The sequence below is a fragment of the Flavobacteriales bacterium genome (assembly GCA_016713875.1).
Taxonomy (GTDB): Bacteria; Bacteroidota; Bacteroidia; order Flavobacteriales_F; family PHOS-HE28; genus PHOS-HE28.
Genome location: JADJOI010000003.1, coordinates 2308076 through 2333259, shown reverse-complemented (window position 1 = coordinate 2333259; position 25184 = coordinate 2308076). Strand labels below are relative to the sequence as shown.

The window sequence follows — 25184 nt, the reverse complement described above, 5'->3', positions numbered from 1 at the left end:
GCGCATGAACATCCTCTACCACGTCGGGCGGTATTTCGAGTTCCTGGGCCAGGTGTTCGGCCGGCCGGAGCGGATGAGCCTGTATGGCCGTCGCGTCGCCGAGGAGATCGATCAGCTCGGTGTCAAGAGCCTGGGCATCGTCGCGCTGCTCTCGGTGTTCATGGGCGCGGTGATCACCATCCAGACGGCCAGCAACATCGATGCGGCCTGGATCCCGGACTACGTGGTGGGCTTCACCGCGCGCCAGAGCGTGATCCTGGAGTTCAGCCCCACCATCATCTCGCTCATCCTCGCCGGCAAGGTGGGCAGCAACATCGCCGCGGAGGTCGGCACCATGCGGGTGAAGGAACAGATCGATGCGCTCGACATCATGGGGGTCAACAGCGCCAGCTACCTGATCCTGCCCAAGATCGTGGCGGCCATGCTGATCAACCCCTTCCTCATCGTCATCAGCATGTTCCTGAGCATCTTCGGCGGTTGGGTGGTGAGCGGCCTCACCGGCGTGGTGGCCCCCAACGCGTACATCCAGGGGCTTCAGTGGGACTTCGACCCCTTCACGGTCACCTATGCCCTCATCAAGACGGTGGTGTTCGCCTTCATCATCACCAGCGTGGCGGCCTATCACGGGTATCACACCCAGGGAGGGGCGTTGGAGGTGGGCCGCAGCAGCACCACCGCGGTGGTGTTCAGCAGCGTGGTGATCCTCATCGCCAACTACATGCTCACCCAGCTGCTGCTCATATGATCGAGGTCCTGGGGCTCAGCAAGCGCTTTGGCGACGCACGTGTGCTCACGGACATCACGGCCACGTTCGCCAAGGGTGTGGTGAACCAGGTGATCGGGAAGAGCGGCAGCGGCAAGAGCGTGCTGGCCAAGTGCATCGTGGGCCTGCACCGGCCTGACGAGGGCCGTGTGCTGTACGATGGCCGTCCGTTCCACGAGCTCGGCCTGGCCGAGAAACGGACCATCCGCCAGGAGATCGGCATGCTGTTCCAGAGCGCGGCCCTGTTCGACTCGATGACCGTGCTCGACAATGTGATGTTCCCCCTGCGCATGTTCGCCAGCCTGACCGTGGCCGAGATGGAGAAGCGCGCACGCTTCTGCCTCGAACGCGTCAACATCGTAGGCAAGGATGCCTTGTTTCCCGCCGAGCTGAGCGGCGGCATGCAGAAGCGCGTCGGCATCGCCAGGCCATCGCCATGAACCCCAAGTACCTGTTCTGCGATGAGCCCAACAGCGGGCTCGATCCCCAGACCTCCATCCTCATCGACGAGCTGATCAAGGAGATCACCGAGGAGTACGGGACCACCACCATCGTGATCACGCACGACATGAACTCGGTGATCGAGACCGGGCAGAACATCCTCTTCCTGCACACGGGCCGATGCTGGTGGACGGGGGACCGCGACGCGTTGCTCGCCTCGGGCAACGAGGAACTGAAGGCCTTCGTGTTCGCCAGCGAACTGATGCGGCAGGCGCGGAAAGGCTTGCTCGGACCGGCCTGAACGCACGAAGGCCCCGCCGGAGCAGGGCCTTCGCATCAGCATTCCGCGCTCAGCGCTGCACGGCCAGCCTGCCGTTGAACCGGCGGCCGTCGAGCATCACCGTCCACGTGTACAGGCCTTGGGACAGTCCGCTCACATCGATCACGTGCTGTTGCTCACCGGCGCTCATCCGGCCGAGATCGGCGCTTTGCACCAGATCACCGGTCACCGCGTGCAGCTCGAAGCGCACGGGCACGGCCTCCAACAGCTCAAAGCTCAGGCGGGTCTGCTCGGTGGCGGGGTTCGGCCAGGCCAGCGGGGCCCGGGCCAGCAGCCCGTTCGCCTCATCGATGCCGATCGCGCCAGCCAGCACCGCACGCACCATCGGCGTCCGTGTGACGTAGTAGAAGAAGTTGCCCTGCGGATCGTCCGGGTAGTGCACGATGCTCACCTGCGCGGCGCTGGCCCCGCTGGTGGCGAAACCCACGACCTCGGGGCCTCCGAAGTAGTGCGCCATCACCAGGTAGGCGTTGCCGGTGAAGAGGTCGATCGGTGCATCGAACGTCAGGGTGATGAAGGTGTTGCCGCCGACCGTGTTCAGCTCGGAGGGGACGATCTCATGGTCGGTGGTCTGGTCAAGGAGGTTGTCATCCGCGTCGTAGATCTCCCCGGCGATCAGGGTGCCCGCTTCCGTGGTGTCGTGGATCGCCACCTGCACGGCCACCAGTTGGGCGTCCGCCACCACGTCGAAGCGGTTCCCCACCCCGAACTGCTCTCCGGCGAAATCCGGGCCCTGTAGGATGAAGGACTGTACGGCTCCATCGTCGTGCGCCCAGGTCGTGGTGCTCACGGCGAACTGGTCCGTACCGCTGTTGTTCGCCGGCACTTCGTCCGTTTCGTTCTGGCTCACGGCATGGTCCAGGGTGTAGATCCCCACTGTGTTCGGCGGCGTGTAGCCTGTCACCGGCACGGCCACGGTCTCTCCGGGGGCGAAGCTGAGACCACCTCCCGTCAGCACTTCGTTCGCGCCGCCCGGTTCGGTCACCGTCGAGGTGATCGACACCCCGGTCTGTGCCAGATAGCCTTTGTTCTTCAGCAGCCCTGACATCTGCATGGGCCGAAGCTGGGACAGCGGGTAGATGCTGTAGTCCATGTTCGCCACGCCCGTCAGGTCGAAGTCGAAGTCGGTCTTGGCGAAGGCGACCAGGGCCATGTCGTTGTTCGGCAGCTCGCGGATGGCGATGTTGTCCAGCTGCCATCCGTAATCCCACGTGGCCAGGTAGCGGAACCGAAGCTGCACATTGGAGGGGTTGGCCGCCACCCAGGCACTGATGTCCACGTCCATCACTTCCGGGTTCGGGCGTCCGTCGCGGCCCACGCCTTCATTGATGAGGACCTCATCCCAAGTGGTGCCTCCATCGGTGCTCACGCCGACCCACGTTTCCACGTCGGGATCGGAGAACTCCTGGAAGTACTGGTCGAACTCCACCTTCAGGTTGGTCGGTGCCGCGCTGAGGTCGATCACCGGGCTCACCAAGCTGCTCTCGGCCTGTTGCCCCGGAGAGCCCAGGTAGTCATCGTCGATGATCACCCATCCGCTCGGCGTGCTCGTGATCAACGCGGGAACGGGATAGGTGCTCGAGGTGGGGCCGGGGCCGCTGTTGGTCCAGGCCCAATCCAGGCTGCCGATGCCGCTCACCACGGTCCATCCGTTGAGGTCGTTGTCGAACGGTTCAGTGTAGAACGCGGAGCCTTTGGGGTTGATCGCCGGGCCGGTGGCCGGGGCGATCGACGGACCGTGGTGCTTGTGCTCAGGGTGCTCGGGCACCTGGCGCACCTGCTGGGCGTTCAGCGGTCCATGGGCGGCCGCCAGGGCGATCAAGGCGAGTAGGGTTCTGTTCATGGTCGGGGTAGGTTCGTTGTTCAGCCAAGGTACTTGGGCGTTCTCCTCCATGCGCAAGGATCGTTGTCGAACGTTCCGTCCAGAAAAACGGAAGCCCGACCAACCGGTCGGGCTTCCGCAAGGATCGTCTTGGATCAATGCACCACCACCATCCGCTTGCTCAGGCGCTGCCCGGCGGCGGTGAGGGTGTAGAAGTACACGCCTTCGGTGAGGTCGGCCGTGTTGATGGTCACCCGGTGCGCACCGGCGCCGCGGTTGCCCAGGTTGTCCATGCGGACCACTTTGCCGCTGAGGTCGCGTACCTCGAGGGTGGTGGCGCTGGCTTCCTTCAGCTCGAAGGTCACCGCAGTGCTCTCATCGGCCGGGTTCGGCATGTTCTGGCCCAGGCCCACACCGCCAACACGGTCAGCTTCGGTGATGCTCACGGTCGGGTCGAAGCTCATGCGGATCATCGGCGTGGTGGTGGTGAAGTACCAGTCCAGGCCGGCAGGACCGTCGAAATAGATGAAGGACGACTGCTCCTCGCTCACACCGTTCTGTCCCATGCGCAGCTGGCCACCACCGAAGTGCTCGATGCAGACGATGTAGTCGCTGGCGGCATCCAGGGGCTGGGGCGTATCGAACACCAGCGGAATGAACTTGGTGCCGTTGGCGCCGTTCAGGTCGCTGGACACGATCTCGTGCTCCTGGGTCTGTGCGATGATCGTCGTGAGGTCACCGGCGCGGAGGGTGCCGCGGATCAGCAGGCCCACGGTGCCCGTGCCGCCGTTGCGCAGCGCCACATTGATGCCGTACAGGTTCGTGGCGCTGGAAATGTGGAAGCCGTTGCACAGCTCGTACGGGTCGTTGTTGCCGTTGCCGTCCTCGAAGGAGGCCACCGTGCCCAGGTCACGCGCATAGTCGAACTCCGCCACACCGAAAGAGGCGTCGCCTTCGTTGTCGTTCGGGGTGTTGTCCACCTGGCCGGAGCTGATGGTGTACGTCACATCGTAGGTGCCGGGTACTGCGGGAGGCGTGAAGTCCGGGTTCACGAAAACGGTCTGGATGTCACCGGCCGGGAAGTTGGCGATCGCCTGGTCCTGATCCAGCACCGTGGTGCCCGAGCGCTCCACCAGGAAGTTCGCGGTCACGTTCGACTGGTCCAGGGAGCCGTTGTTCAGCACGGTCATGTTCAGACCGATCGGGCGCAGTTGGCTGAAGGGATACAGCGAGTAGCGCAGCGAGTCGTAGGTCAGCGAGGTGGCGGGGTCCCACTGGGTCGCCGCCGCACCCGTCACGGCGAGGTCGTACTCGTACAGCTCGATGATGCGCACATCATCCACCTGCCAGTAGTAGTGGGAGGTTCCGGCCGTGGTCCCATCGAAGAAGAACCGGATCTGCACGTTGGCCGGATTGCCGGCGATCGCCTGGGACAGGTTCACGGAACGCACGTCGATGTCCACACCGGCATTGGCCGCGGTCCCGTTGTTCACGTCGAACCGGAAGGGCCAGCTAGCGCCGCCGTCGGTGCTCACTTCCACGAAGTACGGGGCGTCGCCGCAACAATAGCGACGGGCCTGCTGGAACTCAAGCTGCACGAAGGGCGTGGCGCTGAGGTCCATCGTCGGGCTCACCAGGGAACCCTCCCAGTTCACGAACGTGGCGTTGGCCGTGGGGGTCTGACCGGCCCAGGTGCAGTTGGCCGAGTCGGCCGCATACAGCATGAAGCCGTTGGCCACGCTCTCGGACTGGATGATCTCCTGAGCAGGGTCGCTGTAGGCGCCATTGGGGCCGGTGAACTGGTGGACCCAGAGGTTGCCGTCGGGGCCGGACACGGTCCAAGGGCCCACACCGTTGTTGCCGGCAAGGCCATTGGCGAAATCCTCATAGAACACCACATCGCCACCGGCCTTGGCCTGGCCTTGGCTCAGGGGCTGGGCACGCAGCGGCGTGGCTTCATCGGGACCGAACGTGGAACGGGCCGGCGTGTTGCGGACCCACTGGGCGCTCGCCAGCATGGCAAGGCCCATGAACGAAAGGGCTGTCGTGTATCGAGTGACCATCGGTTGAAGGGTTGTTCCTTGATTAAGGACGCCCAAGGTAGCCATCCCGCTGCTTCCACAAGCACCCCGTTCCTCAGATCAGTGGAACCGTTCGGCCCATAGGCCCCGCAAGGCTTCAGCGGCTGTGCACGAACCGCGCTGTGGCCCTGGTGTCCGGGCCGTCCACCACCAGCGTGTATGAGCCCGGGGCCAAGCCGACCACAGGTAAAGATGAAGTCGCTCCAGAGGGGCCCTCCGCCAGCACGGTCCGCCCCGCCGCATCAAGCACGCGTATCCTTCGGATGGGCCACGGGGCCCGGATGACGAGCTGCGTCCCCTCCTGCCGGAGGATCAGGTCGGGACGCACCAAGGGCTGGGCCAGCGCCACCGCCACCGGGCTATGGTGCAGGCGCACCAAGGGCGCGCGCAGCGGATAGCTCCAGTCCAGTGCGTTCAATTCGTGCACCACGGCTGTTCCCGGTCGCACCTCGCCGCCCAAGGCGATCCGCATCAGGCCACTGTCCGGGACCTGTTCCACCACCGCCATCATATCCGTACCTCCATCCACCGGCACCGGCGCATCGAACGGCAGGTAGGTCCAGGCCCAGGACAGGCCCGCCTGAACGTCGGCATCGGTGATGTGGAACGTGTCGGTGCTCGCCACCGGTTGCAGATCGGAGTTCAGCAAGCGACCGATCACTTGGGCGCCCACCTCGGTGCCGACATCCAGCCGCACCCCCAGGCCATGCACCAGGTCATCCACTTGGAACTCGTACCTGCATCCGGCCATGTAGCCCGCGCCCCCGGCATCGATGCCCCCCAGGGTGGATCCACTGCGTTGTGAGTACGCACCATCACCCTCGGCCCAGCCGGTCGCGGTCAACAAGCGCTGCACGGTCCCTGTCTCGTCCCCCGGAACATCCTCCGAACCGCCCGAACCGACCGTGGCGGTGGCCGTGAGCACTCCAGGTCCCGTGGGCACCCAGTCCGTCCGCACCACCAGCGTATCCGCGTCGTTCGCGGCCAGCAACGCAAGCGTGTCACTGGTCCACTGACCTTGGGGACCACCGTTCAGTGCAAGGTCCACGGTGGTGTGGACTCCGAACAGCGGCAGGTGGCCCTTGTTGCGCACCACCATGGAGATGGAAGGCGATGCGGCCTGGGTCACCGGGACCTCCGCCGGGTCGAGCCCGGGGATGGTGCTGTTGAAGGGGGAGGTGTGCAGGTCGCCGAACGCGAGCCGCTCCAAGGTCAGGTCATGCGGCGCACGGCCGCGCACGCACACATCATCGAGGGCCAGGCCCGACGCCCAGCCGCCCCGGTCCGTCCAATGGAAGCGCACACGCGCTGACGGGGCTCCGTCCGCAGCCGTGAGGTCGACACTGCGCTGCTGCCACCCGGTGCCTGGGTCGAGGTCGGCCACGCGCGTCCATGAGCTGCCATCGAGGGTCAGTTCCACCCACGAGCTATCGCCGCCAAAAGCGCCATCCAGGAAGTACCGGAAGGTGAGCAGAGCATGGTCCGCGCCGGTGAGGTCGATGGCCGGTGTGGTCAACCGGGCGCTGTCCAGATCGCAGTCGCAGGGTGGCGCATCGTCGTTGACCATGACGAACCGGTCGTCGACGGGACCATCGGGCACGGGGAAGTAGCCGTTGGCGTTGGCCTCTGCGGCAGTGCCTACGCGCCAGGCGGGTACGAACTCCCCGGTGCCGGCGCCGTTCACATCGATCCGCTCCACCGCCGGGCCGATGTCCCAGCCGGCCGGCAACGCCGCGTCTTCGAAGTTCTCGTTCAGCACGCAGACCTGGGCTGTGGCGAAGGCCGGGATGAGGGCAACGAGGAGCACGCCGGTCAAGGCCCGGAAGGGCGGTGGACCGGACAGGGGGCGGCGCGTCATGGCGGCCAAAGATAGCCCGGTGCGACGCACGAAGCCCCCGTCATCCGGGGGCTTCGCCGCTTGCTAGCGGTCCGGTCACCGCGCCCCGTTGCGCACGATGCGGATCGTGGACCGTCGCTCGCCGTCGATCACGGTGAAGGCATGCACCCCCGGTGCAAGCCCCGCCCCGTCCAGGTCGATGCCGTGCGGGCCTGCCGGCCGCATGCCCTCCTCTCCGCTCCGCACCATGCGGCCCACCGCATCCCGCAGTTCCCACCGCACCTGCGAGGCCACGGGCAGGTCGATCCGGATCGTCGTGCGGTCGTCGAACAGGCTGGGCATGGCCAGGAGCCCGTGCGGGCGTCCCGGTCCCTCGACCACGCTCGCCGCGGGGTCGAAGTTCATGCGGACCATCGGCGTCACCGTCACGTAGTACCACTGCCCGTTGCCGCCATCGAAGATGAGCGAGCTCTGCGGCGCGCTCGTGCCGCTCGTGGCCGTCCATACTTCCTCATTGCCACCATAGTGCGATAGGGCCACGAAGTAGTCCTGGTCCTCCTCCAATGGCATGGGTGCGATCAGCGGAAGGGTGATGAACTTGTGCTGCCCCTGCAGGTTCAGCTCGCCCGCCAGGACCTCGTGCTCCTCGGTGCCCATGAGCAGCTCGAGCTCCTCGTCGTAGAGCGATGCGGTGATGAGCGTGCCCGGGTCGGTACGCGCGCTCAGGGCCACCTCGATGGCGTACAGCGTCCGGTCGGAGGAGCGGATGTGGTACCAGTTGCCCAGTTCGTAGGCGTCGATCCCGTTGTTGCGGTCGCCCTGCATCGCATCCTCGTCGCGTGCGAAGCGGTCCACCTGCACCTCGAAACGCATCACCTTTCCGTTGTCGTCCGGCAGGGCTTCGGGTTCATCCTGCACCACCGAGAGCTGGAGGAGGTAGGTGCCCAGCGCGGCCACGGGCGTATAGCCCGTGATGTACAGGCTGTCCACGGCCCCCGGAGAAAGTGTGATCGGTGCACTGTACAGGACCACATCGTTGGTGCCGGGCCCGTCGATGTCGGCCTTGAGCCGCACGTTGGTCTGCGGCTGCGAACCATTGTTGATCGCGACGGCCTTGAACTTCAGTTCGCGGAGCTCATCGATCGGATAGATGGTGTACGGCAGGCCGTCGAAGTCGGGCTCGTCGGGGCTCCAGTCAGCGTAGGTGGCCGAGATCAGGCGCAGGTCGTTCGCTTCCACCGTCAACAGGGCGATGTCGTCCACCTGCCAGCTGTAGGTGTAGCCTTCGAAACTGAGCCAGTGGAAGCGGATGCGGATGTCGCCCGAGCCGCCGTTCAGTGCTGCACTGATGTTGAGCACCACGGTCTGGCTCACGGGAGCGCCGGGTGTGCTCTGGTTGCCGGGCACCTCCCCGTTCACCGGGAACACGGTCCAGTTCGTCCCTCCATCGCTGCTCACCTCCACCTGGGTGATGTCGTTGTTCAGCTGGCGGAAGCTCTGTTCGAACCGCAGGAGCATGAACGGCACCGTGTCCAGGCCGGTGATCGGGGGCGAGGTGATCGTCGTGTTCTCGGCCACACCCGCCGTGCCCTGTTCGTCGGAGTCCGCCACGATCCACGTGCCGCCCGGATAGCCCGTGGTGCTCTGCAAGGGACCGGGCGTGTAGCCGCCCGTGTTGCCGGTGCTGGTGAGCTGCCAGCTCACGGCTCCGGTCTGCGTGTTCACCGTCCAGCCGCCCAGTCCGCTCTCGAAGTCCTCCGACCAAAGCACTGCTGCAGCTGAACGTTCCTCCGCGATCGCGATCGGGCGCTCATGGCCATGGGCCTGGGTCATCGGTGTGCGCGCATTCCAGCACAACGGCATCTGCTGCACGGGTTCCTGAGCGAGCACCATCGTGCTGGCCAGGGAAAGAAGAAGGGGGTTCACACGGTTCCGCATCGGCGTTGGGGCCGGCGATCGGACGCTGACCCGGGCCGAAGCTGTGGGCCCGAAGGGGCGGAACGGATGGCCTTTGTGACGGACCCGGAGCCCTTCCACGAACGGTTGGCGCGGCCACAGACCATCGAAGGTCGAGCGCCCTGGAACACGAACGCACCACCGGATGAGCAGTGGTGCGTTCCAGGGTGAACGGTTCCCGCTGGTCAGGCCTCAGCCGCCGCGTACTCCTCCACGGGCGGGCAGGTGCACACCAGGTTGCGGTCGCCATAGGCGTTGTCCACCCGGCTCACGGTGGGCCAGTACTTCCAGTCGCGGTTCACGCTCGCCGGGAAGGCGGCTTTCTCGCGGCCATACGCGTGGTTCCACGCATCAGCGCAGACCTCGTCGCTGGTGTGCGGGGCCATCTTCAGCACGTTGTCCGCCTTGTCGGCCTTGCCGCTCTCGATCTCGGCGATCTCGTGGCGGATGCCGATCAGGGCCTCGATGAAGCGGTCCAGCTCCGGCTTCGCCTCGCTCTCGGTGGGCTCCACCATCAGCGTGCCGGCCACGGGGAAGCTCACCGTGGGCGCATGGAAGCCGTAGTCCATCAGGCGCTTCGCGATGTCCTCCACCTCCACCCCGGCGGTGCGCTTGAACTCACGGCAGTCCAGGATCATCTCGTGCGCCACCATGCCCTGATCGCCCAGGTAAAGGATGGGGTAGTGCTTCTCCAGCTTCGCCTTGATGTAGTTGGCGTTGAGGATGGCGTAACGCGTGGCATCGGTGAGGCCGCTGCCGCCCAGCATCTTGCTGTAGCCATAGCTGATCAGCAGGATCAACGCGCTGCCCCAGGGCGCCGCGCTCACGGCGGGGATGGCCTCCTCACCACCGGTCTTCACCAGCGGGTGGCCGGGCAGGAAGGGCTTCAGCTTGTCGTTCACGCAGATGGGGCCCATGCCGGGGCCGCCACCGCCGTGCGGGATGGCGAAGGTCTTGTGCAGGTTCAGGTGGCACACGTCCGCACCGATCTCGCCGGGGCTGGTGAGGCCCACCTGCGCGTTCATGTTGGCGCCGTCCATGTACACCAGGCCACCGTTGGCGTGGATGGCGCCGGTCACGTCCTTGATGGCCGCCTCGTACACACCATGCGTGCTGGGGTAGGTCACCATCAGGCAGCTCAGCGTGTCCTTGTACTGCTCGGCCTTGGCCTTCAGGTCGGCCACGTCGATCTGCCCGTCCTCGGTGGCCTTCACCACCACCACCTGCATGCCGGCCATCACCGCGCTGGCGGGGTTGGTGCCGTGCGCGCTGCTGGGGATCAGGGCGATGTTGCGGTGCTTGTCGCCGCGAGCCTCATGGTAGGCGCGGATCACCATCAGGCCGGCATATTCGCCCTGCGCGCCGCTGTTGGGCTGCAGGCTCACGGCGGTGAACCCGGTGGCCTTGGCGAGGATGTCGCTCAGTTCACGGAACAGCTCCTGGTAGCCCTCCGTCTGCTCCACGGGCGCGAAGGGGTGGATGGCGTTCCACTCAGGCCAGCTAAGCGGCATCAGCGTGCTGGCGGCGTTCAGCTTCATGGTGCACGAGCCCAGCGGGATCATGCCGTGCATCAGGCTGAAGTCCTTGTTCTCGAGCTTCTTGATGTAGCGCTGCAGCTCCAGCTCGGTATGGTGCGTGTTGAACACCGGGTGGGTGAGGAGGTCGCTCTTGCGCTGCAGGTCGGCGGGCACGGCCATGCTGGCGCCGTTGCCGCTGAGCGCGGGAGCGGGCTTGCCCACGGCCTCGGCCAGGGCGGCCACCACGTCGTTCGCATCGTTCATGCGCACGGTCTCATCGAACGCGATGCTCAACTGGCCGCCGTCATACCGGAAGTTGATGCCACGCTTCCCGGCCGCTGCGCGCACCTTGTCCACGTGGGCACCGCCGAGGGTGACGGTGTCGAAGAAGCTGCCGTTGGCCACCGTGTAGCCCAGCGCCTTCGCGGCCTCGGCCACGTTGCGGGTGTGGGCGTGCACGTTGCGGGCGATCCGCTTCAGTCCGTCCGGACCGTGGTACACGCCGTACATGCCGGCCATCACGGCGAGCAGGGCCTGCGCGGTGCAGATGTTGCTGGTGGCCTTGTCGCGGCGGATGTGCTGCTCACGCGTCTGCAACGCCATGCGCAGGCCCCGACGGCCGCGGCGGTCCTGGCTCACGCCGATGATGCGGCCGGGGATCAGGCGCTTGAAATCCTCGGTGGTGCAGAAGAAGGCGGCATGCGGTCCGCCATATCCCATGGGCACTCCGAAGCGCTGGCTGTTGCCCACGCACACGTCGGCCCCCCACTCGCCCGGAGGCGTCAGGAGCACCAGTGCGAGCAGGTCGGCGCACACGGCGGTCTTCACACCGGCGGCCTTGGCCTTGGCCACGATGGCGCGGTGGTCGTTCACGCTACCATCCATGGCGGGATACTGCAGCGCGATGCCGAAGTAGCCGCCGGCGGGGTCGAGGTCCTTCACATCGCCCACCACCAGCTCCACGCCGATGGGCGCGCAGCGGGTGCGCAACACATCGATGTTCTGCGGAAAGAGGCCCTTGTCGGCGAAGAACTTGTTCGCGTTGGCCAGCTCCTTCGGGCGAGCGGCGTACAGCATGTGCATGGCCTCGGCGATGGCGGTGGCCTCATCGAGCAGGCTGGCGTTGGCGATGGGCAGCCCCGTGAGGTCGATGCACATCGTCTGGAAGTTCAGCAGCGCCTCCAGTCGGCCCTGTGCGATCTCGGCCTGGTAAGGCGTGTAGGCCGTGTACCATCCGGGGTTCTCGAAGATGTTGCGCAGGATGGGCGGCGGGGTCACCGTGCCGCTGAAGCCCAAGCCGATGTAGCTGCGGAAGACCTTGTTCTTCGCGCCCAGCGCTTTCATGTGGTCCAGATGCTGGCGCTCGGTGAACGCATCGCCGGTGGCAAGCGCCTGCGCCGCACGGATGCCCTGGGGTACGGTGCGCTGGATGAGTGCATCGAGCGACGTCACACCGATGGCCTTCAGCATGGCCTGGGTGTCCGCAGCATGGGGTCCGATGTGACGCTCTTGGTAGGTGACGGTGTTCATGGGGTGGCCTGAAGGCGCGGCGAATATACGGACCTCGATGAGGCCGGTCGGCGCGCTCCATCCCAGCAACAACGCGGCCGGCGCGATGTTCGGCACCGCCTATCTTTGGCCGCTTCCGATGCGTTCCCTCTGGCTCCTTCTTCTGCTCCTGTGCATGGGGGGGCGGGCCCAGGACCGTATCCTGCTGATGAACGGCCAGACCGTCCAGGGCAGGGTCCTCGGGCAGAGCACCCTGGAGATCCGCTATCAAGTGCCCAAAGGGGCGCGGCTCATCGAGCGCAGCGAGCCGACCGAGAGCGTGTTCAGCGTCACCGACAGCCTGGGCCGCGAGCGCGTGTGGTACTTCATGGATACCGTGTTCGGCAACGACTACAGCGTGGACCAGATGCGGTGGATCATCAAGGGTGAGCAGGACGCGCGCGACGGCTACCGGCCGCTGTGGCCCATGATCGGTGGCTTCGTCTTCGGTGCGGGCACGGTCGTGGCCCTCGATCTGGAAGTGATGTCCCTGCTGCTGCCGCCGATCTACGCCGGGGTGATGGCCCTGCCCCGGGTCCACGTCACCCGCGGCTCCATCCGTGACCCGCTGATGGAAGGCGATCCCTATTACGCCACCGGGTACGCCAGCACGGGCCGCACCAAACGGGTGCTGCGCACGCTCTACAGCACCCTGGCCGGCGTGGCCGTGGGTCTGGCCGTGCGCCAGTTGGTGATCAATCCCAACCTGGACCCGTAGGGCTGATGGACGCGGACCTGCGCAGCCCCCTGCTCCGCGTGTTGATCTACGGCCATGTGTGGCTCGCGTGCGGGGCCGCGGCGCAGACCTGGCTCATGCAGCACCTGATGGGCCTGTCCGGCTGGCGTGCTCCAACGCTGTCGGCACTGGCCACCTTCGCCGGATATGCGTTCATGCGGTCGGCGCGCGCGGATCACCCTTCCCTGGGCGCGGCGCCGCAGCTGCAATGGACCTTGCGCCATCGTACTGCCCTGCTGGGCGTGGCGTCGATCACCGCCATCGCCGCCCTGGGGGTGGCCGCACAGCACCTGCCGGATCTGTTGCTCCGCAGCGCTCCGGTCACCCTGGCCGTGCTCCTCTACGTGGTGCCCGCGCGCTGGGTCCGCGGACGCACGATGGGTCTGCGGCGGGTGCCTCTGCTCAAAGCCTTCCTCATTGCCGGTTGCTGGGCCTGGACCACCGTCCACCTGCCGTTGCTGTTCGCACCAGCGGACCGTCCGCCCCAGGGCACGGGCTGGTTGTTCGTCATGCAGGGCTGCTTCTTCCTGTCCCTGGCCCTGGCGTTCGACCTGCGCGACCGGGCGATCGATCGCGATGTGGTGCTCACCCTGCCGCAGCTGCTCGGTGGGCCCGGTACCCGGACCCTGGCCACGCTCCTCATGCTCTACCCGGTCGGCGTGTTCACCACCCTGGCGTTCGTCGGCAGGGCGCTGCGGCCCATCGATGGGCCGGCCCCCTGGCCGATGGACATGGTGCTGGCCGCCGCGGCCTACCTCGCGGTCGCCATGCTCGTGGGTGGCACGTCGGCCGGTCGGGGCATGCTCCACTACGGGCTGGTCCTCGACGGTACGCTCTTCCTTCCGCCGCTCGCAGCGGCCCTGACCCTGCTCGGTTGAACGACGATCATCAGCCCGGCGTACCGGTAGGGGCCTACTTTTGGCGGCGTCCATGACCTTTGAGCACAGCCTTGCCTTCGCCCAGGCACGCGATGCGGCGGACCCGTTGCGTGCCTATCGGAACGAGTTCCTGTTCCCCCGGCACCATGACCGTGACGTGCTCTACTTCACCGGCAACTCGCTCGGGCTGCAGCCCAAGGGCGCGGCCGATGCGCTGAAGCAGGAGCTCGATGACTGGGCGCGTTTCGGGGTGGAGGGGCATTTCCAGGCGAAGCACCCGTGGTACAGCTACCATGAGGAGCTCACGCCTTCGCTGGCGCGGCTCGTGGGCGCGCTTCCCGAGGAGGTGGTGGCCATGAACCAGCTCACGAGCAACCTGCACTTCCTGATGGTGTCGTTCTACCGGCCTCAAGGGATGCGCAGGAAGATCCTGACGGAGACGCGCCCGTTCCCGAGCGACACCTATGCCTTCGCCTCGCAGATCGCCTTCCACGGCGGCGACCCGGCCAGCGACCTGGTCGAGGTGCAGCCCCGCGCCGGAGAGCACATCCTGCGCACGGAGGACATCGTGGCCAGGATCGAAGAACTGGGGGAGGAGCTCGCACTGGTCTGCTTCGGGGGGGTGAACTTCTACACGGGCCAGGCCTTCGACATGGCGACGATCACCCAGGCCGCGCACGCGGCGGGGGCCATCGCCGGCTTCGATCTGGCGCACGCCGCCGGCAACCTGCACCTGAAGCTGCACGACTGGAACGTGGACTTCGGCTGCTGGTGCAGCTACAAGTACCTCAACAGCGGCCCGGGCAGCGTGGCCGGGGCCTTCGTGCATCAGCGTCATTTGGGCAAGGACCTACCGCTGTTCGCCGGCTGGTGGGGCCACGACAAGGGTGAACGCTTCAGGATGGAGCGCACCTTCAAGCCCATGCCCACGGCCGAGGCCTGGCAGGTGAGCAACGCGCCCGTGTTCAGCATGGCCGTACACCGCGTGGCCCTGGAGCTCTTCGACCGGGCCGGCATCGCGCAGCTTCGCGCGAAGAGCGAACAATTGACGGCCTACCTCGCGTTCATCATCGCCGACGTGGAGAAGGCCACCGGCACACGCCTCGAAGTGATCACCCCATCGGACCCTGCCCAGCGCGGTTGCCAGTTGAGCATCCTGGCGCACGGTCATGGCAAGGCGCTCTTCGATCGCATCACCGAACGTGGTGTGATCGCCGACTGGCGCGAGCCGAACGTCATCCGTGTGGCCCCGGTGCCGCTTTACAATTCGTTCGAGGACGTTTGGCGGTTCGGGGAGATACTCAAGAAGTGCTTGGTCCGGTGAATGGTCAATGGCGACTGGCGAATGGTAGGAACGAACCCTTCTTTGAACGCTGGACCCGCTCGATCAGCTGCTCATCGCTCCGGCACGCCCCACTCACCAAGGACCATTCGCCATTCGCTACTTGCAACGCCCATTCACCATTGACCATTCGCCATTCACGAATTCAATGAAGAACATCACCATCGTCGGCGGCGGATTGGTCGGAAGCCTCCTGGCCGTGTTCCTCGCCAAGCGCGGTCATCGGGTCAACGTGTTCGAGCGGCGGGGCGATCCGCGCCGGACCAACGTGTACGCCGGGCGCAGCATCAACCTGGTGGTGAGCCACCGCGGTTGGACGGCCCTGCGGGCGGCGGGGGTGCACGAGGCGGTGGAACGCATCGTGGTGCCGGTGCACGCGCGGATGACGCACGACCGCGACGGCGGGCTCACGCGACTGCCCTACAGCATCGATGGACGGGCCATCCACAGCGTCAGCCGGGCGGAGCTCAACAAGGTGCTGCTCACGGAGGCCGAGGCCCTGCCCAACGTGCACCTGCACTTCAACCATCAGTGCGTGGAGGTGGACCTGGACCATGCACGCTGCAGTTTCCGCAACGACATCACCGGTTCGGTGGCGAGCATCAAGGCGGATGTCGTGTTCGGCGCCGACGGGGCTCCGAGCGCCGTACGCCAGTCCATGATGAAGGGGCGGTTCACCTTCAGCCAGACCTACATCGAGCACGACTACAAGGAGATCGCCTTTCCGCCCAACGCCGACGGCACGCCGCGGATGGACCCCAACTGCCTGCACATCTGGCCGCGCCGGCTCTTCATGATGATGGGCCTCGCCAACCAGGACGGCGGGTTCACCGGCACCCTGTTCATGCCGCACGAGGGCGAGTTCTCCTTCGACACCATCAAGGACGAGCAGGACCTCCTGCGATTCTTCGATGCGCACTTCAAGGATGCGATCCCCTTGCTGCCCGACCTGGCCGAGCAGTACTTCCGCAACCCCCAGAGCAGCCTGGCCATCATCCGCTGCTCGCCGTGGACGCACCGCGACAAGGTGGCCCTGATCGGCGATGCGGCCCACGCCATCGTGCCCTTCTATGGCGAAGGCATGAACGCCGGCTACGAGGACTGCAAGGTGCTGAACGACCTGCTGAACGCGCACGGCGACGACCATTGGGGCGCGGTGCTCGATGCCTACCACAAGGCCCGCAAGCCCAATGGCGACGCCATCGCCGACCTCAGCCTGCGCAACTTCGTGGAGATGCGCGACCTGGTGGCCGACCCCCGGTTCATCCTGCGCAAGAAGATCGAAGGACGCCTGCAGGCGAAGCACCCGGACAAGTGGCTGCCGCTCTACAGCCAGGTGAAGTTCAGCGACATCGCCTATGCCGACGCGTGGAACGAGGGCCTGCGCCACGACCGCATCATGGAGCAGGTGCTCGCCCTGCCGCGCATCGAGGAGCAGTGGGAGAGCGAGGCGGTGGAAAAGAAGGCGCTGGAGCTGTTGGAGTCCGTTCCGCGCATCTAGCGCAGGGCCACGGTGCCCGCAGGCGGTCGTGATCCGTGCATGAACACCTGCAACGGACCATCGCCGTTGGCCACCACCACGGCGGTGCTTCCATTGATCCGCAGCGGGGCCACCGCACAGGCATGCCCTTCTGCTCGGAAGCCGCTTGACCGGCCGGGCATCGGGGTGAACCCGAGCCGGCCGTCGCCCAGCAGGACCCAACCGTTGCCCGCGTCATAGCGGCTGGTCTCCACCTCGGCGCCCCACCGGTTGCCCGCGCCCACAAGGTCGAGGTGGCCGTCGCTGTTCACGTCCATCACCACCGTACCGCGCCAGGGGGCCGTCTGCGCCTCGTTCGGCAGGGGCGTCGCCCGGAAACGCCCACCCTCGTTGCGGAACAGCAGGGTGGCGAACTCCGTGGCGCTGTAGTGCAGCGCCTTGGCCAGCTTCTCGCGGCCATACAGCACGTCGAGGTCCGCCTCGGAGAAGGCCTTGTAGGTGCCGAACCGGTCCTTCAGGAACGGCATCTGTTCGCTGCTGCACTCGCGCCCACGCACCGGGAAGCAGGCACCGCCCGCGCCGTGCTTCGCGAGCACGATGTCCTTGGTGCCCGTTCCGTCCAGATCGTCCATGTAGATCTCCAGCGGTTTGTCCTTGCTGGGGTGGAACTTGTTGTTGAGCCCGTGGTTGCCGGCCAGCAGGTCCATGTCACCGTCCCCGTCCAGGTCGGCCAGTTCGAGGTCGTTCCACCAGCCCACCAGCGTGCTGTCCAGCCACTGTCCGGTGCCGTCGGTGAACCGGCTGCCGTCGTTGAGGAAAAGCCTCACGGCCATCCACTCGCCGCACAGCAGCAGGTCGGGATGTCCGTTGTGGTCGAGATCGTGGAAGAGCGCATCGGTCACCATGCCCACGCGGTCGAGCACGGGAGCGCGGTCGGCGGTGGCGTCGCTGAACCGGCCGCTGCCATCGTTCACCAGCAGGAAGCTCCGTGGTGCGGCGGGATAGGCGCCCGGTTCGTTGCGGCCGCCCACGAAGAGGTCCAGGTCCTTGTCGCCGTCCACGTCCGCTGCCGCTACACGTTGCGTGGAACCGGGCATCACCGGCAGCGCATCCCGTATCTCGGCGAAGGTGCCACCGCCCTCGTTGCGGTACAGGTGGTCCTGGTAGGCGGCTCCACTGGGGCCCGCCTCGGTGCTGCCTGCCGCGGTGTACAGGTCCAGGTCGCCATCGCCGTCGGCGTCGAAGAACAGCGCACCGATGAGCTCCTGGTGGCTGTGCGCCGCCCAGGGTTGGGGACCCGCCTTGCGGAACCGACCTGCGCGTCCCTGGAGGTAGAGGCACCCCGGGCTGCCCGCCGCCGCGCCCACGAAGACGTCATCGTGGCCATCGCCGTCCACATCGCCGATCGCCAGCGCGGGCCCGTGGTCGCTCTGCCGGTGCGGCAGCAGGATCTCGGTGGCGAAGTCGTCGAAGCTGCTCTCCACATGCCGGTGGTCGAGCCCCAGCGCAACGGCCTGCTCCGTGAAGTAGGGCCGTTCGTCCGATGGGCCCGGTCGAGCTGCCCGCGGTGTCTTGGCCATGTCCACTATGGTCCGGGCGTTCTCCGCCACCTCCCGAAGCACGCTGCGGGTACCGTCGGGCCAGTCGATCACCAGGCTGTCCGCCTTCGCCGCACCGAGGCCGAAGTGGATGAGGGGCTCCATGCTGCCTTGGAAGCCGCGCTCAAACCGCTGTTCCACCACTTGTCGGCGGTCGCCGCTGTGCACCGTGACGCGTGTGCCGATGGCCTGGGTGTTGGGAGCAGAGCCCTTCAACACCAACTGGATCCAGACCCCGCCGCCCTGCTCGCGCGTGAGGTTCCGCACCACTTTCGGTGCCTCGCCCACATCGCAGACCACCAGGTCCAGGTCGCCATCCGCATCCAGGTCGCCATAGGCCGCGCCCGTGCTCACGCTATTGTGGTGGTAGCCCCAGGGCCCCATCGCCTTCTCGAAGGTGAGGTCGCCCCGGTTGCGGAACATGAAGTTCTCCGGTCGCTCGGTGGGGATCAAGGCCATCACCTCGTTGAAGGGCAGGTCGCTGCCGCGGGTGGCCGTCAGTTCATCGAGCTTGTTCTTGAAGTCGTTGTTCGTGATGTCGCGCCACACACCGTTGGTGACGAAGAGGTCCTTCCAGCCATCGTTGTCCAGATCGGCGATCAGCGGGGCCCAGCTCCAGTCGGTCCGGTCCACCCCGGCCAGGTGCGCGATATCGCTGTAGCTGCCACCGCCGTTGTTCAGCTGCAGCACATTGGCCATGTACTGGTGGTTCCAGCCCAGGGCCACCATGCCGAAGAACTGCCTGGGCCGCATGCTGGCCATGTTCTGCTTGCTGCGCTGGTGCTCCGGCGGGGTCATGTCCAACACGTACAGGTCATCCAGCCCGTCGTTGTTGATGTCGGCCATGTCGGCCCCCATGCTGTACATGCTGGTGTGCCGCAGGGTGCGGGTCCCGGCCTCCGTGAAGTGTCCGCCGCCGTCGTTCAGCTTCACGGCATCAGGCTCCAGAAAGTCGTGCGCCACGTAGATGTCGCGCCGGTCGTCGCCGTTGAGGTCGCCGATCACGGCGCTCAGGCCCCAGGCGTGGCTTAACAGTCCGGCCTGCTCGGTGTGGTCCTCAAAGCGTCCGGTGCCATCGTTCAGCAGCAGGCGGTGCGAGGTGTTGGACCTCGGGCCGATGCTGTACCGCGCCACCTTGGTGTTGTTCTTGAAATCGGTGCGCGTGGCCACGATGAACACGTCCAGGTCCAGGTCGCCGTCCACGTCCGCGTGGTAGGCCTGCAGGGCATGCATCGGCAGGGCGAGGCCCAGCTCCGCGGCCCGTTCGGTGAAGGTCCCGTTACCGTTGTTCACGAACACCAGGCCGCGCAGCCGCTCGGGTCCGGTGGGTGGACCGCCCACGCATACATGGATATCCAGATGGCCGTCGCCATTGATGTCCACCATCGATGGCCCGGTGCACCACCGGTCGGCCGTGCCGACACCGGCCTGGTCGGTGATGTCCGCGAAGCGTAGGCCGCCCAGGTTCCGATACAGCCGGCTGCCATTGCGGTTGGTGGTGAGGTATACGTCCGGCAGACCGTCGCCGTCCACGTCGCCGATGGCCACCCCGCCGCTGTGGTAGAGGTAGGGATAGGCGAAGTAGTTCATCTCCGGCGACTCGCGCAGGTCGTTGCGGAGGGTGAGCCCCGTGCTGTCGCCAGGGAGCACCACGAACCGGGGTGCCGCTGCGCTGTCGCCGGCCGTACCTTCCATGGCACCGGATCCCTGGCCACCGCAACCGGTGATCACGGGAAGCGTCTGCAGCAGGAGGACGGTGGAAAGCGGAACAGCGACGGGACGCAAGGCCATGGGACGGGGTTCGTTGGCCCAAGATAGGTGGCCGCACCCACGGGGGATCGTTCATACGTTGTCCTCGGGTCACCACGTTGGACGTGCATGGACACCGACCTTCGTTCCATGCGTCATCCGTTCGCCGGCCTGCTGCTCCTCCTGCTCCTGCCCGCGCAGCTGCACGCTCAACGGCTGTTCGAGCGCAAGCGGCCGGAGATCATCCCCACGGATGGCAAGATGCGCCGAGGGGGGCTGTACTTCGGCCTCGGCGCCACCTACACCCTGGCCCGCTTCGGCGACGAGGAACGCGAACTGTTCCGCAACGCCGACACCACCTACACGGCCACCTTCGATCCCAACGGACGCTTCGGACCCTATGTGGAGGTGGGCTGGTTCCATGCGACCCGTGATCCGGTGATCCTGGACCACTGGGACTTCGGCCTGGCCTACAAAGGCTTGAACGGTCGCCAGGACCACATCGGCGTGCTGCGGTACGGACCGAACGAAACGGACTCCTCCGTGGTGCTGCCCGGTTCAGGCAGCTTCCGCGACCACTATGCCAGCGTGCATGTGAACGCCAACAAGTTCTTCCAAACGGCCGACCGGCAGTTCGTCCAACTGAGCCTGGGTGTGAACGCCGACCTTGACGTGGGCAGTGCGCGCAGCTACACCGGCGATCCGTTCGTGCTGGCCGATCAGGAACTTCCGCCGTCGTTCATCGGCCAGGCGCACGTTAAGGTGGGCTACGGCTTCCGCACGCGCGGCCGATCGCTCATCATCCCCACGCTGGAGACCCCGGTGGTGAGCGTGGTGCCCGGGGACAAGGGCTTTGGTCAACTACAGTGGTTCAACAGCCGCTACCGCCCGCTCATCCTGAGCATCCGTTTCCTGTTCCTTCGGTACCCGAAGGGGTTTGCCTGCCCACCTGCCATCAAGCCCAACGCGCTTGAAGGGAAGAAAAAGGTGTACAAGCCGGACAGCTACCACCCGTGATCGGCGCAGGCCCTGCCCGCCCAAGGCCGGTGGCGGCTCAATGAAGCGGACATTCGAAGGCCAGGCCACTGCCGGCCGACACTGCACGGGCCAACAGCGGGGCTCACCGGAACGAAGAAGGCTGAAGGAAGGGATTGCCGCGCCGTTCGGCACCGATCGTGGTGTCCGGGCCATGGCCACTATGCACCACCACCGCATCGCCCAGCACCAGCATCCGGGTGCGGATGCTGTGCAGCAGCTGCTCCCGGTCGCCCCCGGGCAGATCCGTGCGCCCGATGCTCCCTTGGAAGAGCACGTCGCCACCCACGAGCTGCCCCTCCTTTTGGCAGTACAGCACCACATGCCCGGGGCTGTGGCCCGGCACATGCAGCACCTCGAAGCGAAGGTCCCCGAGCCGTACCTCATCCCCGTCCGCCAGGTGGGCCACGGGTTCCGGCGAGGCCTCGCAAGGCACGCCGTACAGCTGGCCGATCGTCGGGGCCCGCCGCAGCAATTCCAAGTCGTCCATGTGGATCTCCGGCAACAGACCGAACCGGCGATGGGCCCAGGCATTCCCCAATACATGGTCGATATGGCCGTGGGTGTTCAGGCAACGCACCACACGCAGGCCGTGCTGCGTTACATAGGCCTCCAACCGATGCTCCTCCGTCGTGTTCCAGCAGCCCGGGTCCACCAACAGCGCCTCCCGGCCATCATGAAGCAGCCAGGTGTTCTCCTGAAAGGGGTTGCAGACGAACGGTTCGCAATACAGCATGCCCGGAAAAGCCTGAACTTCGCGCAGGGCGCGCCGAACAAGGGCGGCCGGATGTAGTTATCTTCATCGCTGTGCTCAGGATCATCCGGTCGACACTGCTCGCTCTATCCGCCCTGCTGGCGGCATCCTCAGCGCATGGCCAGTTCTACAACGGCGCCCAGCAGGAGTTCGGGAAGAACCGGGTCCAGCACGAGGAGTTCCTGTGGCAGTACTACCGGTTCGACCGGCTCGAGACCTACTTCTACAAGGGCGGGCGTGATCTGGCGCGCTACGTCTCCCTCAGCGGTCACAAGCACCTGAAGGACCTGGAGAAGCAGTTGGACATCGCCCTGGACGAGCGGGTGCAGTTCGTGGTGTACAACTCCCTGTCGGACTTCCGCCAGAGCAACATCGGCATCACCGGTGATGAACAGTACAACATCGGTGGCGTCACGCGGATCGTGGGCACCAAGGTCTTCGTGTACTTCGAGGGCGATCATGCGCGGCTGGATCAGCAGGTGCGCAGCGGGGTGGCCCAGGTGATGCTGGACCAGATGATGTTCGGGGGCAACTGGCGCGAGGTGCTCAAGAACAGCACCCTGATGAACCTGCCCGAGTGGTACACCAAGGGGCTGGTGGCCCATGTGTCGGGTCCGATGGACGCGATGCAGGCGAGCCGGCTTCGGGATGGCATCCTCGCGGGTCGCTTCGACCGCTTCAACAGGCTCGAAGGCGAGGACGCCGTGCTCATGGGCCAGGCCATTTGGTCCTACGTGGCCGATGTGTACGGCCAGGGCGTCATCCCCAACATCCTGTACATGACCCGCGTGAGCCGCAACGTGGAGAGCGGGTTCATGTACGTCCTCGGCGTGCCCTTGAAGAACCTCGCCATCGATTGCCTGGGCCATTACAAGGACCGGTTCACCAAGGAGGAACAGATGCGCGAGGCGCTGACGCTCGAGGAACTGCCGATCCGCCACCGCAAGCGCACCACGTGGTCACAGTTCAAGCTGAGCCCCAACGGGCGCTACGCCGCCTGGGTCACCAACGAGCTGGGCCAGTACAAGGTCTTCGTCCGCGATCTGTCCGAGCAGCGCACCTGGCGCATCGCCAAGGGGGAGAAGAAGCTCAACCGCATCGTGGACCGCAGCTATCCGGTGCTGGCCTGGCATCCGGGCAGCCGCGCCCTCAGCTTCGCCGTGGAGCGCAAGGGTGAGCTCTACCTGAAGACCTATACCCTGGACGACGGCAAGACCTCCTCCCGGCCGGTATTCATGCTTGAGAAACTGCTCTCCATGGCCTATTCGCACGATGGTCAGAACATGGTGTTCAGTGCCGTGCGGGAGGGACGCACGGACCTGTACCTCTACTACCTCATCGGCAACCGGCAGGAACAGCTCACCAACGACCAGTTCGATGACCTGGAACCGTCGTTCACCCTGGACGGCCGCGGCATCCTGTTCGCCAGTGACCGCACGGACGACACCCTGCGCAGCCAGCCGGCCAACGCGGAAGTGGCCCTGGTGAACGGGCACAAGGACATCTTCCTCTACGACCTCGCCGGCCGATCGTCGCTCGTGCGCCGGCTCACAAGCACCACCTATGCCGATGAATCGGCCCCGATGCCCCTGGACAGCGTGGCCTTCACCTACCTGGGTGATGCTTCGGGGCTCCGCGACCGCTACCGGGTGCGGTATGACAGTGTGGTGAGCCATGTGGACACCACCATCCATTACCGCTACTTCGCCGTCAACGACCGGATCACCCGGGGCCGTCGCTCGGTGTTGGAGCACGATGTGCACGCCCGCAACGGTCGCCTGGCCGAGCTCGTGTTCGAGAACGGCCGCTATCGGCTGCGGATGGGCCGCACCAGTTCGGGGTTGGCGGGTTTGGGTGAGGAGACCCCGTCCGGTGTCCGCCCCGATCGTCGCGAACCGCTGAGCGACCTGACCGATCCGCTGGACCAGGTGGTGAAGGTGGATCCACGCGTGCAGCGTCCTGCCGGGGAACCCGTGAACGTGGATAACTACCAGTTCAGCGATGAGAGCGCCCCGCCGCCCGCCCGTCCGTTGGAAGCGCTGCCCCAGACCATCGCCGCCAACCCCACCGCCGCAGCCCCCGGGGACACCCTGGCGGACCGGCCCCTGGTGTTCCCCGAGCAACGCAACTACCACGTCAATTTCGCCACCGACGCGGTGCTCACCCAGGTGGACAACAGCTACAACGCCGCCTTCTACCAGCCCTTCACCGGCGCGCAGAACCTGAACCCGGGCCTGAGCGGCATGATCCAGATGGGGATCAGCGACCTCTTCGAGGACCACAAGATCATCGGTGGCTTCCGCCTGGCGCTCGACCTCAACAACAACGACTACTTCCTGACCTACATCAACCTCAAACGCCGGTTGGACAAACGGTTCACCGTGCAGCGCCAGACCCTGCAGGGCGTTTCCCGCTTCGGGGTGGTGAAGGTGCAGACCCATCTGGCCAACTACCAGGTGAGCTGGCCGTTCAGCGAGCTGGCCAGCGTGCGCGCCTCACTTCTGTACCGCCACGACCGCTACGTGCTGCAGAGCACCGACCTGCTCAGCTTGCAGGAGCCCAACTTCCACGACCAGATGGCCGGCGGCAAGCTGGAGTATGTGTATGACAGCTCGGTGCCCCGTGGGCTGAACCTCTACACCGGCTGGAAGTTCAAGGTCTTCGGTGAGTACTACATCCAGCCGGACGAGGGCAACAGCGACATGCAGGTGCTCGGCCTGGACGCACGCCATTCCCTGCGCATCCATCGCGACCTGGTGCTGGTGAACCGCCTGGCCGGTGCCACCAGCCTGGGCAGCCGCCGCATCATCCACTTCCTGGGCGGGGTGGACAACTGGCTCTTCCCGCGCGTGGACAACAGCATCCCCATCGACTTCGACCAGAACTACTTCTACCAGAGCAACGCGACGCCGATGCGGGGCTTCTACTTCAATGCGCGTAATGGCACTTCCTTCGGGGTGCTCAACACGGAGATCCGCTGGCCGATCTTCCGCTACCTCGTCAACCGGCCCATGCGGTCGGACTTCCTCCAGAACTTCCAGATCGTGGCCTTCGGCGATCTGGGCGTGGCATGGACCGGCCCCGATCCCTACAGCGAGGAGAACACCTTCAACCAGCAGGTGATCGACAGCAACCCGTTGCTCATCACCATCAAGAACCAGCGGGAACCCATCGTAGGCAGCTATGGCGCGGGCCTGCGTGCCCGCTTGCTCGGCTACTTCGTCCGTGCGGATTGGGGTTGGGGCGTGGATGACGGCCGCGTGTTGAAACCCGTGTTCCACCTCTCCCTCAGCCTCGATATCTGACC

14 protein-coding genes and 1 pseudogene are annotated in these 25184 nt (G+C 65.9%); 8 read left to right on the top strand and 7 right to left on the bottom strand.

The window, feature by feature from the left end; translation table 11 throughout:
- Window positions 1-4 precede the first annotated feature (4 nt).
- Window positions 5-745: an ABC transporter permease gene (locus IPJ87_11470; protein MBK7942471.1), complete on the top strand. Its 741-nt coding sequence runs from the start codon at window positions 5-7 to the stop codon at window positions 743-745.
- Window positions 742-1505 (top strand): annotated as a pseudogene (locus IPJ87_11465) (ATP-binding cassette domain-containing protein). The gene IPJ87_11470 and the pseudogene IPJ87_11465 overlap by 4 nt, the downstream one beginning before the upstream one ends.
- Window positions 1506-1554: 49 nt before the next feature.
- Here the strand turns inward: IPJ87_11465 and IPJ87_11460 are convergent.
- The 5 genes from IPJ87_11460 to gcvP all read right to left on the bottom strand — a co-directional run bounded on the left by IPJ87_11460 (window position 1555) and on the right by gcvP (window position 12287).
- Window positions 1555-3387 carry a hypothetical protein gene (locus tag IPJ87_11460; protein ID MBK7942470.1) on the bottom strand — a complete coding sequence of 611 codons (1833 nt, stop codon included), beginning with the start codon at window positions 3385-3387 and terminating at the stop codon, window positions 1555-1557.
- 134 nt (window positions 3388-3521) lie between these two features.
- Window positions 3522-5429 carry a T9SS type A sorting domain-containing protein gene (locus tag IPJ87_11455; protein MBK7942469.1) on the bottom strand — a complete coding sequence of 636 codons (1908 nt, stop codon included), beginning with the start codon at window positions 5427-5429 and terminating at the stop codon, window positions 3522-3524.
- A 115-nt stretch (window positions 5430-5544) separates the two neighbouring features.
- Complete coding sequence (locus IPJ87_11450) at window positions 5545-7305, bottom strand: hypothetical protein (GenBank protein MBK7942468.1); 1761 nt, start codon at window positions 7303-7305, stop codon at window positions 5545-5547.
- A 75-nt stretch (window positions 7306-7380) separates the two neighbouring features.
- Window positions 7381-9222: a hypothetical protein gene (locus IPJ87_11445; GenBank protein MBK7942467.1), complete on the bottom strand. Its 1842-nt coding sequence runs from the start codon at window positions 9220-9222 to the stop codon at window positions 7381-7383.
- 203 nt (window positions 9223-9425) lie between these two features.
- Window positions 9426-12287, bottom strand: coding sequence for an aminomethyl-transferring glycine dehydrogenase (gene gcvP / locus IPJ87_11440; protein MBK7942466.1), 2862 nt, complete (start codon window positions 12285-12287; stop codon window positions 9426-9428).
- Window positions 12288-12405: 118 nt separating this feature from the next.
- On the opposite strand from gcvP, the gene IPJ87_11435 reads away from it, so the two are divergent.
- The 4 genes from IPJ87_11435 (at window position 12406) to IPJ87_11420 (ending at window position 16762) form a co-directional block, all read left to right on the top strand.
- The gene (locus IPJ87_11435) at window positions 12406-13023 is read left to right on the top strand and encodes a hypothetical protein (GenBank protein MBK7942465.1); all 618 of its coding nucleotides are present in this window, start codon (window positions 12406-12408) and stop codon (window positions 13021-13023) included.
- Window positions 13024-13028: 5 nt separating this feature from the next.
- Window positions 13029-13919 carry a hypothetical protein gene (locus IPJ87_11430; GenBank protein ID MBK7942464.1) on the top strand — a complete coding sequence of 297 codons (891 nt, stop codon included), beginning with the start codon at window positions 13029-13031 and terminating at the stop codon, window positions 13917-13919.
- Between the two features lie 52 nt (window positions 13920-13971).
- The gene (gene kynU / locus IPJ87_11425) at window positions 13972-15243 is read left to right on the top strand and encodes a kynureninase (protein ID MBK7942463.1); all 1272 of its coding nucleotides are present in this window, start codon (window positions 13972-13974) and stop codon (window positions 15241-15243) included.
- Window positions 15244-15409: 166 nt separating this feature from the next.
- Window positions 15410-16762: an FAD-dependent monooxygenase gene (locus IPJ87_11420; protein MBK7942462.1), complete on the top strand. Its 1353-nt coding sequence runs from the start codon at window positions 15410-15412 to the stop codon at window positions 16760-16762.
- Here IPJ87_11420 and IPJ87_11415 read toward each other — a convergent pair.
- Window positions 16759-20130, bottom strand: a complete 3372-nt coding sequence (locus IPJ87_11415; GenBank protein MBK7942461.1) for a VCBS repeat-containing protein — start codon at window positions 20128-20130, stop codon at window positions 16759-16761. The genes IPJ87_11420 and IPJ87_11415 overlap by 4 nt on opposite strands.
- Before the next feature lie 108 nt (window positions 20131-20238).
- Between IPJ87_11415 and IPJ87_11410 the strand changes: the two genes are divergently transcribed.
- Window positions 20239-21105, top strand: coding sequence for a hypothetical protein (locus IPJ87_11410; GenBank protein ID MBK7942460.1), 867 nt, complete (start codon window positions 20239-20241; stop codon window positions 21103-21105).
- Between the two features lie 103 nt (window positions 21106-21208).
- On the opposite strand, the gene IPJ87_11405 is transcribed toward IPJ87_11410, so the two are convergent.
- A complete protein-coding gene (locus tag IPJ87_11405; GenBank protein MBK7942459.1) occupies window positions 21209-21859 on the bottom strand; it encodes an MBL fold metallo-hydrolase in 651 nt (216 codons plus the stop codon).
- Window positions 21860-21930: 71 nt separating this feature from the next.
- On the opposite strand from IPJ87_11405, the gene IPJ87_11400 reads away from it, so the two are divergent.
- On the top strand, window positions 21931-25182 hold the full coding sequence (locus tag IPJ87_11400) for a PD40 domain-containing protein (GenBank protein MBK7942458.1): 3252 nt from the start codon (window positions 21931-21933) through the stop codon (window positions 25180-25182).
- Window positions 25183-25184: the final 2 nt, after the last annotated feature.